Source organism: Pseudomonas sp. BIGb0381 (assembly GCF_024809815.1).
GTDB lineage: Bacteria > Pseudomonadota > Gammaproteobacteria > Pseudomonadales > Pseudomonadaceae > Aquipseudomonas.
The window spans coordinates 605,352-618,111 of record NZ_JANUEN010000002.1 but is presented as its reverse complement, the minus strand read 5'-3'; the positions used below and the strand labels follow the sequence as shown (position 1 = coordinate 618,111).

The window sequence follows — 12,760 nt, the reverse complement described above, 5'->3', positions numbered from 1 at the left end:
CAATGTGGGAGGGGGCAAGCCCCCTCCCACATTTGGATATTTACTTATCTGGATATCAGTGGTGTTTGAGTAATTTGCTTTCCAGGTGATCCAGGTGCTGGGTCATCAGGGCCACTGCGGTGCTTGAGTCGCGTTGCTCCACCGCATCCACAATCGCCACATGCTCCTGCCACGCGCAATACGTGCAGGCTTTTGCTTCGAATTGGGCAATGATCAACGACGTCAACGGCACCAGGCTGTTGATGAACTGCGCCAACGGCGCGTTGCCCGCCATCTGCGCCAATTGCAGGTGAAACTCCCCTGACAATCGAATCGCCGGCCCTCGCTGGTTGCGTTCAATACAGTCGCGTTCCCGTGCTATCAGCTCGCGCAGCTGGCGTATATGCGTGGATGTTGCCTGGGCGCAGGCCAATTGCACCACCGTGATTTCGGTCATGCGCCGTGCTTCCAGGATCTGCCGCGCCTGCTGGGCATCCGGCGCCGCCACCTGGGCCCTCTGGTTGGGACGCAGAATGACCACTTGCTGATGGGACAGCTTGGCCAGCACCCGACGAATCACGCTGCGGCTGACGCCAAAGCTTTCGCCCAGGCCTTCTTCGGTAAAGCGGCTGGACGGGGCGATGCGTTGTTCGAGGATCGCGTCGAACAACCGTGGGTAGATGTCATCCACCGAAGGCTTTTTACCGGCCACCAGGCGCAGGGTCGGCAGGAAGGGGTCGTGTTGCAGGGCGTGAGCGGTCATGGCCGGTCTCCAAAAAATCAACTGCCCAGGTGGTCGTCCGGGATGTTCAAGTGAATGCCCATGCGCAGGCCTTCCTGGAGGATGTGCCGACGCATCTCGGCGCTGGCCAGGGCGCTGTTCTTGTTGCGGATGGCGCGGACCACCGCTTCATTTTCCTGCAGGCGTTCCGCCAGGTGCTCGGGGGAGTTGCGCAGTACCTGGGCGCTTTGCTTGAGGGCGTTGCTGGTTTGCTGAACCACGTTCTGGAAGATCGGGTTGGAGGTGAGCGCGAACAGTTCTTCGTGAAAATCGAGGTAGGCGTTCATGCCGGCTTCGGCGTCACCGGCATCCAGGGCCTCGCGCATGTCCATCAGGGTCAGGCGCAATTGGCCGACTTCCTTGCTGCTGATTGACTGGGCCACCAGGCCGACGATAAAGGGTTCGAGGGTGTAGCGCAGTTGAAGGATGTCTTCGAGACTGGCGTCGGCCACGGCGTCGCTCGATTGCGGTTCGCTGACGCTGGTTTCCAGCACAACCACGCCTTTGCCGGGCATGGAGCGCACCAGGCCGAGGGTTTCGAGCACGATGACCGCTTCACGCAGGCTGGGGCGGCTGATGCCCATCTGTTCGGCCAGTTCGCGCTGGCCGGGCAACATTTCGCCCCGGCGCCACTGACCCCGCGCCAGGGCGGCGCGGAGTTTTTCTACGACTGAATTGACGACGGTTGAGGTGCTGATCACGTCGATACTTCCTTAATGTTGCTAATACAGTCATGTGGGAGGGGGCTTGCCCTCGATGGCGGTGGATCAGTTACAGATAGATCAACTGACCGTCCTCATCCGGGGGCAAGCCCCCTCCCACATTAGCCAGTGTTGCCCATGAGACAGCGTTAGAACTCCTGGTGCGCCGGCACTACCGGCTTCTTGGCCTGGAACGCATAGCCTTGCTGGCCGTCGAGCACCTTGTTGGCGCGTTGGATATCGATGTCTTTTTCCCAGCGGGCAATGGCCACGGTGGCCACGCAGTTGCCGATCAGGTTGGTCAAGGCGCGACCGATGCCCATGAACCAATCCACTGCCAATACCAGCACCAAACCGACCACCGGAATCGCCGGGATCGCCGTGAGCGTTGCCGCCAGGATCACCAGCGCCGAGCCGGGAATCCCATGGGCGCCCTTGGAGGTGATCAACGACACCAGCAGGATGGTCATCAGGTCGGTCATCGACAGCGGTGTACCGGTGGCGTTGGCGATAAACACGATGGCCAGGGTCAGGTAGATCGAGAAACCGTCGAGGTTGAACGAATACCCGGTGGGAATCACCAGGCCCACGGTGGAGCTGCCAATGCCCAGGTGTTCGAGTTTGCGCATGACCTGCGGCAGCACGGCATCGGAGGAGGCGGTGCCCATCACGATCAGCAACTCTTCGCGCAGGTACTTGAGCAGCGGCAGCATGCGCAGCCCAGACACGCGCATCACTACGCCGAGGATCAGTGCGACGAAGGCGAAGCAGGTCAGGTAGAACAGGCCCACCAGGCTCCCCAAGTGTTGCAGGGAGTCCAGCCCGTAGGTGCTGGTGGTGAAGGCGATCGCACCAAACACGCCGATGGGCGCCAGGCGCACGATCATGCCCATGATGCGGAAAATCACGTGGCTCAGTTCGTTGATCAGCCGTGTGATACCGGAAGCCGCTTCGCCCACCAGGTTCAACGCGCTGCCGAACAGTACCGAAAACAGCAGCACTTGCAGCACATTGTTGTCGGCAAAGGCGCCGATCACCGAGTTGGGGATCAGGTCCATCAGGAACTGGCTGGTGCCCTTGATGTGCTGGCCCTTGTCGGCCAGTTCATTGAGGCCGGCGGAGGACAGCTGTTCCAGATGGATATTGGCGCCCGTGCCGATCCCGGTGCTGAAGGCCATGATCAGGCCGATCACCAGGGCGATGGTGGTGAGCACTTCGAAGTAGATCACCGACTTGAGGCCGATGCGCCCGACCTTCTTCAAGTCGCCGGCCCCGGAAATACCACTGACCACCACGCAGAACACGATCAGGCCGATCAGCATCTTGATCAGCTTGATAAAGCCGTCACCCAGGGGCTTGAGTTGCGAGGAAAATTCGGGAAGGGCCAGGCCGCACACGATGCCGAGCATCAGGCCAATCACGACTTGCAGGAAAATCGAACGCGAGCACCATCTGAGCATGGGAGAGATCTCTATTCGGTGCCCCGGTGGTTCCGGGGCTTAATTGTTGTGGTCATACCGGTAAGTCCAGTGCGTGGCCAGTCTAGGCCAGGTATTTTTGAAATCACAAGTAATAATTCGCCGGTTGGCAGGTTGCGGTCTGACCAGTTGGTCGAGAAGGTTGATGCTTGAGCGGTTGGCGGCGCACAAATTTTTTCGCTTATCATCCGCCGCCTGGCACATGAGGTGATGGATGGATAACCCAGGACTGACCACCGACGAAACCGGGCAGACCCACTGCACCTGGCGCACGGCTGCGCCGGAATACCCCCGTTATCACGACCACGAGTGGGGCGTGCCGGTGGCGGATGATGTTCAGCTGTACGAGAAGATTTGCCTGGAAGGTTTTCAGGCCGGTATGGCCTGGATCACCATCCTGCGCAAGCGCAAGCAGTTTCGCGCCGCGTTCGAAGGGTTTGATTTTCGCCGGGTGGCGCATTACGGCGAGGCGGATATCGAGCGGCTGATGCAGGCCCCGGGCATCGTGCGTAACCGGGCGAAGATCGTTTCCACGATCAACAACGCCCGCCGGGCGTGTGAGCTGGTGGAAGAGACCGGCTCGCTGGCGCAGTGGTTGTGGGCATTCGAACCCGGCCCCGAAGAGCGCCCGGCAGTGGTGGACCTGGCTTACTGGATGGGCAACCCCACCTCACCGGCCTCGGTGCGACTGTCCAAGGCCTTGAAGAAACGTGGCTGGACGTTCGTCGGGCCGACCACGATGTATGCGCTGATGCAGGCGATGGGGATGGTCAATGATCACCTTGAAGGGTGTGCGTGCCGTCCAAAGATTGAAGCGCTGCGCCGCCAGTTCAAACGCCCGTGAGTCGCTGACTCACCGCTATCGCGGGCAAGCCCCTCCCACATTTAGCACCCCACCCACACCTCTGATTGGTGGTTCGGTTGATCATTTTGGAAGCGGGGTCAGCACCTCGGCCTTGTCATCCAGCACCATCACCACCAGCAACCTGGCCGGCTGGGTCTGGCTGGCATTGCTGGATTCGAAATGCCGCGAGCCGGCCGGCTCGTAGAACGATTCGCCGACCTTGTAGGTTTTCGCTTTCTCATCATTGACCCGCGAAGTGATCGCGCCTTCGAGCACGTAGGCCACGGCCGTGCCCTTATGGCTATGGGGCACGCTGGCCTGGCCGGGGGCGTAGTCGACGGTGAGCATGAGAGTTTTCTTGCCGGGCACAGTGGTCAGCGCGTGTTCTTGCAGGACTTTGATCGATTCCTGGTTGTACACGGGCTCATGGGCAAAGGCGCTGAGCGAGGCGAGCATCAGGGGGGTGGCGAGCAGGCGTTTCATGGCGAAGTTTCCGAGAAGTTCGAGACCTGCCCACCGTACGCCGGGATTTTCGAGCGACCAATGACCAATCCGCCGGAAAACCCCTTAGCCAATCTGCTGGAGAATATCGCGCACCTTGTCCAGCGCCGGGTCGATGTCGAGGGTCTCGATGGCCCCAAACCCGATGATCAGGCCCGGGCGCACCGGCGTGTCGTGGAAGAACACATCCAGCGGGTACAGGCCGACTTCCACCTGGCGCGCCAGTTCCATCAACAACGGGATATTCACCGGTACTTTGCTCAACGCCGCCATATGGAACCCGGCCACGGTGGGGACCGCCTCGAACCACGGCGACAGGTCGCCCGCCAGGCGCTGCAAAATGCGCTCGCGGCGCCCGGCGTACACGGTGTGGCAGCGGCGAATATGCTTGAGCAAATAGCCTTCACTGATGAACTTGGCCAGCGCCCATTGCGGCAACGTGGAGCTGTGCTGGTCGGTCAATTGCTTGGCCTTGAGCACCGCGCCGTAAATCGCCGGTGGCAGCACCGCGTAGCCCAGGCGCAGCTCGGGCAGCAGGGTTTTAGAGAAGGTGCCGACGTAGGTGACCACGCCACGGCTGTCCATGCTTTGCAGGGAATCGGTGGGACGGCCTTCGTAGCGGAACTCGCTGTCGTAGTCGTCCTCGATGATGATCGCACCCAGCTCGAAGGCACGCCCCAGCAGTGCCTCTCGACGTGACAGGCTCATGGGCATGCCGAGGGGAAACTGGTGGGAGGGCGTGACGTAGATCAGCCGTGCGCCATCGGGGATCTGCTCGACCTGGATGCCTTGCTCATCGACGGGAACACCGATGACCCGCGCCCCCATCGCCATGAACAACTGGCGCGCGGGGCTGTAGCCGGGATCTTCCATGGCGACGATGCTGCCCGGCTCCAGCACCACACGGGCGATCAGATCCAACGCCTGCTGCGCGCCGTTGGTGACCACGATGTCGCTGTCGCGGCATTTGACCCCACGGGAAAACGCGATATGCCCGGCAATGGCACTGCGCAGTGCCGGCAACCCTTCGGGCTGGCTGTAGAACCCACTGTTCTGGGCGATGCGCCGCAGCGCGTCCTGGGTGCAGCGCCGCCATTCATCCTGGGGGAACTGGTTGCGGCTCGTGGCGCCGCCGATAAATTCGTAGCGCAACGTGCTGTCGCGTGTGGGGTGGTGCATGGGCGAGGGCAGCGATTGCCACTTCGCCAGGTTGGCGGCGCAGGCTACGTCGGTGGCGGTCTGCACGCGATTCGGCTGTGGCGCCCACGCGTTGACGAAGGTGCCACGGCCAATCTTGCCCACCAGCAGGCCTTCGTAGGTCAACGTGGCGTAGGTGTCGGATACGGTCTTGCGCGATACACCTAATTGCTCGGCCAGCAGGCGGCTGGGTGGCAGTTGCGCGCCCGCCGAGAGACGCCCGGTGGCGATGGCTTCACGCAACTGCTGATAAAGCTGGGCCGCCAGGTCCTTGCGCCCGTTGATGACGATGTGGAGTTCCATGTTTCATCCTGAGACAGATCGATCTGCGCCAAGGTTACGCGTAAATCGATCTGTAGAAACCCAGGCGTACTCAGGACAGGAAGCCGCCATCCACATTCAGCGACACACCGGTGGTGTAGCTCGACGCGTCGCTGGCCAAATACAGCACCGCGCCGGCCATCTCGCTCGGGTCGGCCACGCGCTTGAGCGGGATCTGCGCCAGGGCCATTTTCAGGATCGCGTCGTTCTTCACCAGCGCCGAGGCGAACTTGGTGTCGGTCAGGCCCGGCAGCAGGGCGTTGCAACGAATGCCGAACTCGGCGCATTCCTTGGCGAACACCTTGGTCATGTTGATCACGGCGGCCTTGGTCACCGAGTAGATGCCCTGGAACACCCCCGGCGAAATGCCGTTGATCGACGCCACGTTGATGATGCTGCCGCCGCCGTTCTCACGCATCAGCTTGCCGGCTTCCACCGACATGAAGAAGTAGCCACGAATGTTCACGTCCACGGTCTTCTGGAAGGCGCCGAGGTCGGTGTCCAGTACGTTGCAGAACTGCGGGTTGGTCGCGGCATTGTTGACCAGGATGTCCAGGCGGCCGAACTGCTCGCGAATCCCGGCGAACACTTGGGTGATCTGCTCCATCTCGCCGATATGGCAGGCAATTGCCGTGGCCTTGCCGCCGTCGGCGATGATGGCATCCGCCACATGCTGGCAGCCTTCGAGCTTGCGGCTGGAGACGATCACATGGGCGCCTTGCTGGGCCAGCAACTTGGCGATGGCTTCACCGATGCCACGGCTGGCGCCGGACACAAAGGCAATCTTGCCGTCGAGGTCGAACAGGTGGGTCTTGGACATTAGCGATTCCTTAGAGGGCTGATTTACCGATGACATTCAGGCTCATCTGCTCCAGCAGCTTGTTCATCTGGATGAACTGCGCAAAGCGTTTGTCCTGGGTCTGGCCGTGGAAGAAGCGGTAGTAGATCTGCTGCACGATGCCGGCCAGGCGGAACAGGCCGTAGGTGTAGTAGAAGTCGAAATTGTCGATCTGGATGCCCGAGCGCTCGGCGTAGTAATCCACGAACTGGCGGCGGGTGAGCATGCCGGGGGCATTGCTCGGTTGGCGGCGCATCAGTTGTACCGGTGCCGGGTCGCCGGCTTCGATCCAGTAGGCGAGGGTGTTGCCCAGGTCCATCAGCGGGTCGCCGAGGGTGGTCAGTTCCCAATCCAGCACGCCAATGATCTGCATCGGGTTGTGCGGGTCGAGGATCACGTTATCGAAGCGGTAGTCGTTGTGCACGATGCTCGAGGTGGGATGGTCGGCGGGCATTTTGTCGTTGAGCCAGGCGCGTACGGCCTCCCATTTGGGCGCGTCGGGGGTCAGGGCTTTCTCGTAGCGATCGCTCCAGCCGCCGATCTGGCGTGCCACATAACCTTCCGGCTTGCCCAGGTCGGCCAGGCCGCAGGCGCGGTAGTCCACCTGGTGCAGTTCGACGAACTTGTCGATAAAGCTTTTGCACAGCGCCTCGGTCTGGGTGGCATCCAGACCCAGTTCGGCGGGCAGGTCGGAGCGCAGGATGATGCCGTTGACCCGTTCCATCACATAAAACTCGGCGCCGATCACCGACTCGTCGGTGCAGTGCATATAGGCCTTGGGGCAATACGGGAAGCCATCCTTGAGCTGATTTAGAATGCGGTATTCGCGGCCCATGTCGTGGGCGGACTTGGCCTTGTGGCCAAAGGGTGGGCGACGCAGCACGAACTCCTGGTCCGGGTATTCCAGCAGGTAGGTGAGGTTGGACGCACCACCGGGGAACTGGCTGATCGTGGGCGTGCCGCTCAGGCCCGGGATATGGGCCTTGAGGTAGGGATCGATCAGGTTGGCATCAAGTTCTTCGCCTGGGCGAATCTGGGTCGATTGGTCGTTAAGCGCCATGCTTATCCCTTCTGCTTATTCTAAAGGCGTCGGACTATTTCCTAATCTAATGCGCACCACCGCCCAGCGACAAGGTCGGGGCGGCTTAATAGGTTAGCGTGTTGAAGGGTGATCAGCGTGCCTGATTGGTCATTTTACGGGCGGGGGCAGGACGACCGGGGTGAGCACCGGACGGCCGGCGAAGTACTCCAGCAGGTTGTCGGCCACACGCTGCACGGTATCGTGGGCGGCTTCCGGTGACAGCCCGGCTACATGGGACGTGAGCACGGTATTGCTCAAGCGCTTGAGGGCATCCGGCACCTTGGGTTCATCGTCGAACACGTCCAGCGCGGCGCCACCGATACGGCGTTGCTCAAGGGCGGCGACCAGGTCGTCGGTGACCACCACGCTGCCACGGCCGATATTCACCAGGTAACCATTCGGGCCGAGGGCGTCAAGGGCGTGACGGTCGATCAAGTGGCGCGTGCCGGCGCCGCCGGGCGTGGCCAGGATCAGGAAGTCCGAGGCACGCGCCAGTTCCACGGCAGTGGAGCAGTAGGTGTAGTCCACGTCATCGCGCGGCTGGCGGTTGTGATAGCTCACTTGCATGCCAAAGCCGAGGGCTGCGCGCTTGGCGATCTCCAGGCCCACCGCACCCAGCCCGAGGATACCCAGTTGCTTGCCGCCCAGGGACGGGCGCATGACCTTGGGCCATTCGTTGCGGCGTACCGCTGCGTCCGTCTGGGGAATGCCGCGCACCAGCGACAGCAGCAGCGCCATGGCGTGGTCGGCCACCGACGGCGCATTCACCCCGGCGCCATTGGTGACGACAATCCCGCGATTGCTGGCGGCCTGCAGGTCGACATGCTCATAGCCGGCACCGATCACGCAGATAATCTCCAGCAGCGGCAGGGCGGCGATTTCCTCGGCGTACAGCCCCAGCGGGCCACGGGTGAGCACGGCCTTGATTTGCCCGCCATGGGTCTTGATGGCTTGGGCGCGTTCGGAGGGGGTTGGCGCCAGAATCACATGAAAGTCGTTGCTCTCGATGATCGGCAGGTAGTCGTTGATGGTTTCAACCAGGACCAGAACGGTTGCGGGCATGAGGCGGCTCTTCCTAAGGGGCAGGATGGAAGAGAGAGTATGCGACATTTCCCGTGACGGTGGCGTGAGAGGCTTTAAGGCGCGGTGAGGGGGCGATGAACCCATCGCATGGATCCACCACCCTGATGAGTCACGGCGCTTTAGCCAATTCGCGGTGTGGGGATCATGGTGTTGCGAGGTTTGGGCGCGGCGGAATACTCAATGCCGTTGAACGGGAACGTATCTGTCTGCGGTGGCTTGGGCTTTTCTTTTGGATCGATTTGAGCGGCAATGTAGGACGATACGCTGTCGACCAACTGACCGGCGTTGGACAGGTTCAGGGAGGAAGTGGTCATGGTGAAATCTCCAAAGTTAGATGCGTTATCTGGGTGGGGCGGTTTGGGATTAACGTTCCTGATTTAAATGAATTGTCGTCAATCGCCTTGTCAGAAGTTGACGTCAGCTGCTTTCACACGCCGCGCAAACGCCCCCGCCAGCGTCGCGTTGTGATGCTCGATAATTGCCTTGGCGTTCAATGCCGGGGTGTCCATGCAGGTATGGCCGTCTTCAGGCAATACCACCGAGAAGCCCAGCTCTGCTGCCACCCGGCAGGTAGTGTCGATGCAGAACTGGGTTTTCATCCCGACAATGACCAACTGATGGACCTCTGCGGCGCGCAGTTGCTGCGCCAGGTTGGTGCCCAGGAAGCAACTGGGGCGGGTTTTATTGAAGAGGTGGTCGCGGGCCTCGTCTACGTGCAGCCCGTGCCACAGTTGCCAATACGGGCTGCCTGCTGCTATCGGCGAGCCTTCCGGGCCAGTATGGCGGGCGACGAAGATCGGCCTATTCGCTTCACGGGCTCGCCCGATCAGTTGGTTGATGGTGGCAAGGACACGCTCGCGTTCGAAAGGTTTGTCCGGGGCGTCGTATAAGCCGGTTTGCATATCGATGATTAATAGGGCGTCAGTCATGGTGTTGCTCCTTGTGAATGCCAGGCGACGGAGCAATAAAAAGGCCCCGTCCATTGCTGGCGGGGCCTTGGGGTGAATCCGTGAAGTGTTTAGTTCAAGCACCCACGGCAACCGCACGACCCGCCTGGAGCGGTCGTGGTGGTGGTGCGGGTGAGGAATGGCTGAGTCAGGTTCATGGCCCCGATCATGCTGCGTCACGCGCGCGGCTGTCAACGGATAGTAGGGTGTTTCGTACGGCCCCTAGGGACTGATCCGACAGCTCATTGGCGTGCCTTTTCCTGCTCTGCTTGTGCGATGGGCATGAAATTGTAGGTGGGGAAGAATTCCGTGGTGTAGACACCCCATGCGGTGTTTTCAATCGCCAGGTTGACTTCTGCCAGCCGCGACGCCGGCAGGCGCAGCACGACGACTTGCCCGATGCCCATGGTGATGTTCCAACTGACCACTTCCACCCCGGCAGGCGGGAATACTTTGTGAAACGCCTGCTTGGCCAGTTGTTCTTTCAACTCGCCCAGCGGGCGTGATTGATCGTGTTTAAGAAACACGGTCAACATGACGGCGTTGTCCGGCGTGGCAGCCGCGTTTTTTACCGGAGGGGCTGTTGACGTTTGTGCAGTCGCTACACCGGGGAACAGAGTTGCGGCCAGCAGTGCAGGTATTAAGAGTTTGCGCTTGTTCATTGTCAGGTGCCTCGCTTGTTATTCGATATTATCGCTAAACATTAATGTTTAATTAGTTCGACATGACTGTCTTCATGGGGCCGGTGTAGGGCGCGTGCACCACATAAATTCGAACGGGAGGGTTAGTGCTGACCATGTCGCGCGGCACTTCGCGAGAATAGGTGAATTCGCTGCTGTCGAGTTTTTCGAGCCTTCTGACAATGGTTCTGGTCGGGCCAACGTCAGGGACCAGGATATGGGTCTGCTTGTCGCCGGTGACAAGGAAATAACCGCCGCCGCCATCGGCGTATTTCGAGCGGCCTGTATCGGTGTAGAAGAACTCATAGCGATTGCGCTGCGGGTCCCACATCGATATGCCGACCACGCCGGGGTAGTTGGCCTTGACGTCGGTGTCCGGCTCGCCTTCGATATAAACCTTGGTGGTCAGCCATTGGGGCGAGGAGGCCAGTGCGTGAATGTCAGGTTCAGGTGCCGCTTGATTGGCGTAACTTTCGGACGAGAAAAGTAGGCCCGTGATTAACAAACCAGTAAAAACAACAGTGAGTCTTCGCATGTTCGAATCCTTGTTATTTAAATAGCATGTTGTTGTTTTTTTCGATTGAGGCGGCGCGATGTTAGTTCGGGGTTCTGGTGCGCTCAATGGCGATGTATGGTTGTGTAACAATTATAATGGTTTGGGGGTTTGAATTTTAATTGGCTATGAAAGTTATCTGGTTTTGCTGTAGGAGGTTTCTCTAAAAAGTACGAGGAATATTAAAGTCAGCCGCTCAAGTCGATCTCTTGGAAGCTTCTTGGCAGTCATTCAAGAAGCCGGCGGCATCACCCTGGCACCCTTGGCTATGGCTGCTCCTGAGCGCCTGCACCGGTCAACCGTTCCTCAGCTAAGTCTTTGCTTATTCACGAGAATCCCGGACAATCCGGCCCCTTCTATGGTCGGGGCGCTGCCTGTCAGGTTTTTCTGACTCGTCCCGGCCGTGTAAATGCGGAGATCCGACCGGATGAATGATCAGGCCAATAGCGTCGACGAACGCTATGCAACGACACCTGCAACCCTCACAAGCTGGAGCCGCCAGGACACCACCTGGATGCTTGGCCTGTTCGGCACCGCCATTGGCGCCGGCACTTTGTTCCTGCCGATCAACGCCGGCCTGGGCGGCTTCTGGCCCTTGGTGATCCTGGCGGTGCTGGCGTTCCCGATGACGTTCTTTGCCCACCGTGGCCTGACCCGTTTCGTACTCTCCGGTCGTGCCGGTTCCGACATCACCGATGTGGTCGAAGAACATTTCGGCATCAAGGCCGGTGCGTTGATCACGCTGCTGTACTTCTTCGCGATCTTCCCGATCCTGCTGATCTACAGCGTCGCCCTGACCAACACGGTCAGCAGCTTTATGGAGCACCAGTTGCACATCATGCCGCCGCCACGGGCGTTGCTGGCGTTTGTGCTGATCCTCGGCCTGCTGGCGGTGGTGCGTTGCGGTGAGCAGGTGATCGTCAAGGCCATGAGCATGATGGTGTACCCGTTTATCGTCGCCTTGCTGTTCCTTGCGGTGTATCTGATCCCGCATTGGAACGGTGGGATCCTCAGCACCGCGAATGTGGTCCCCGCGCCTTCGGCCTTGCTCAATACCCTATGGCTGGCGATTCCGGTGATGGTGTTCTCGTTCAACCACTCGCCGATCATCTCGGCGTTTGCGCTTGACCAGAAGCGCCAGTACGGCGAACACGCCGATGAACGCAGTTCGCAGATCCTGTCCCGTGCGCACCTGTTGATGGTGGTGATGGTGCTGTTCTTCGTGTTCAGTTGCGTGCTGACCCTGTCGCCGGCGCAGTTGGCTGAAGCGAAAGCGCAGAACCTGTCGATCCTGTCGTACCTGGCCAACCACTTCAACAACCCGACCATCGCGTTTGCCGCGCCGTTGATCGCGTTCGTGGCGATTGCCAAGTCGTTCCTGGGCCACTACATCGGCGCCAGCGAAGGCCTCAAGGGCCTGGTGCTCAAAAGCGGTCGCCGCCCGGCCGCCAAGACCCTCGACCGCATGACCGCCGCCTTCATGCTGGTGGTGTGCTGGATCGTGGCCACGCTGAACCCCAGCATCCTCGTCATGATCGAGACCCTGGGCGGGCCGATCATTGCATCGATCCTGTTCCTGATGCCGATGTACGCGATCCGCAAGGTGCCGGCAATGGCCAAGTACCGTGGGCAGGCGTCCAACGTGTTTGTTACCGCAGTGGGCCTGGTGGCAATTACTGCATTGATTTACTCGCTGCTGTCCTGAACCAAGGGCTCACGCAAGCAAGCCGATTCGCGCACTGCGCGAGTCGGCTTTTTTTTGCCTGCGTAAAAGCT

Annotated in this window: 14 protein-coding genes; 2 read left to right on the top strand and 12 right to left on the bottom strand. The window is 60.3% G+C overall.

The window, feature by feature from the left end; translation table 11 throughout:
* Nucleotides 1–55: 55 nt before the first annotated feature.
* The 3 genes from M2397_RS09180 to M2397_RS09170 form a co-directional block, all read right to left on the bottom strand.
* Entirely contained in the window at nucleotides 56–742 is a 687-nt protein-coding gene (locus M2397_RS09180; protein WP_259242703.1) for a GntR family transcriptional regulator, read from the bottom strand.
* Nucleotides 743–759: 17 nt separating this feature from the next.
* The gene (locus tag M2397_RS09175; protein WP_131700587.1) at nucleotides 760–1,461 is read right to left on the bottom strand and encodes a FadR/GntR family transcriptional regulator; all 702 of its coding nucleotides are present in this window, start codon (nucleotides 1,459–1,461) and stop codon (nucleotides 760–762) included.
* A 149-nt stretch (nucleotides 1,462–1,610) separates the two neighbouring features.
* On the bottom strand, nucleotides 1,611–2,921 hold the full coding sequence (locus M2397_RS09170) for a C4-dicarboxylate transporter DctA (RefSeq protein ID WP_131700588.1): 1,311 nt from the start codon (nucleotides 2,919–2,921) through the stop codon (nucleotides 1,611–1,613).
* Nucleotides 2,922–3,153: 232 nt separating this feature from the next.
* On the opposite strand from M2397_RS09170, the gene M2397_RS09165 reads away from it, so the two are divergent.
* Nucleotides 3,154–3,783 (top strand): DNA-3-methyladenine glycosylase I, encoded by a 630-nt coding sequence (locus M2397_RS09165; RefSeq protein WP_259242702.1) that lies wholly within the window; start codon nucleotides 3,154–3,156, stop codon nucleotides 3,781–3,783.
* An 81-nt stretch (nucleotides 3,784–3,864) separates the two neighbouring features.
* Here the strand turns inward: M2397_RS09165 and M2397_RS09160 are convergent, their stop codons facing one another.
* From M2397_RS09160 to M2397_RS09120, 9 genes are all read right to left on the bottom strand, one after another.
* Nucleotides 3,865–4,266, bottom strand: a complete 402-nt coding sequence (locus tag M2397_RS09160) for a cupin domain-containing protein (RefSeq protein WP_259242701.1) — start codon at nucleotides 4,264–4,266, stop codon at nucleotides 3,865–3,867.
* 84 nt (nucleotides 4,267–4,350) lie between these two features.
* Entirely contained in the window at nucleotides 4,351–5,784 is a 1,434-nt protein-coding gene (locus tag M2397_RS09155) for a PLP-dependent aminotransferase family protein (protein ID WP_259242700.1), read from the bottom strand.
* 70 nt (nucleotides 5,785–5,854) lie between these two features.
* Nucleotides 5,855–6,622: an SDR family oxidoreductase gene (locus tag M2397_RS09150; protein WP_027608558.1), complete on the bottom strand. Its 768-nt coding sequence runs from the start codon at nucleotides 6,620–6,622 to the stop codon at nucleotides 5,855–5,857.
* Nucleotides 6,623–6,632: 10 nt separating this feature from the next.
* The gene (locus M2397_RS09145; RefSeq protein WP_259242699.1) at nucleotides 6,633–7,700 is read right to left on the bottom strand and encodes a phosphotransferase family protein; all 1,068 of its coding nucleotides are present in this window, start codon (nucleotides 7,698–7,700) and stop codon (nucleotides 6,633–6,635) included.
* 129 nt (nucleotides 7,701–7,829) lie between these two features.
* Nucleotides 7,830–8,783, bottom strand: coding sequence for a 2-hydroxyacid dehydrogenase (locus M2397_RS09140; RefSeq protein WP_184742492.1), 954 nt, complete (start codon nucleotides 8,781–8,783; stop codon nucleotides 7,830–7,832).
* Between the two features lie 140 nt (nucleotides 8,784–8,923).
* On the bottom strand, nucleotides 8,924–9,118 hold the full coding sequence (locus M2397_RS09135; protein WP_131700594.1) for a hypothetical protein: 195 nt from the start codon (nucleotides 9,116–9,118) through the stop codon (nucleotides 8,924–8,926).
* Nucleotides 9,119–9,208: 90 nt separating this feature from the next.
* Nucleotides 9,209–9,733 carry a cysteine hydrolase family protein gene (locus M2397_RS09130; RefSeq protein WP_131700595.1) on the bottom strand — a complete coding sequence of 175 codons (525 nt, stop codon included), beginning with the start codon at nucleotides 9,731–9,733 and terminating at the stop codon, nucleotides 9,209–9,211.
* Nucleotides 9,734–9,993: 260 nt separating this feature from the next.
* Nucleotides 9,994–10,413 (bottom strand): hypothetical protein, encoded by a 420-nt coding sequence (locus tag M2397_RS09125; protein WP_259242697.1) that lies wholly within the window; start codon nucleotides 10,411–10,413, stop codon nucleotides 9,994–9,996.
* 52 nt (nucleotides 10,414–10,465) lie between these two features.
* Entirely contained in the window at nucleotides 10,466–10,966 is a 501-nt protein-coding gene (locus tag M2397_RS09120) for a DUF4822 domain-containing protein (RefSeq protein ID WP_131700597.1), read from the bottom strand.
* A 445-nt stretch (nucleotides 10,967–11,411) separates the two neighbouring features.
* Here M2397_RS09120 and M2397_RS09115 point away from each other — a divergent pair, with 445 nt between their 5' ends.
* Complete coding sequence (locus M2397_RS09115; protein ID WP_259242696.1) at nucleotides 11,412–12,689, top strand: serine/threonine transporter; 1,278 nt, start codon at nucleotides 11,412–11,414, stop codon at nucleotides 12,687–12,689.
* Nucleotides 12,690–12,760: the final 71 nt, after the last annotated feature.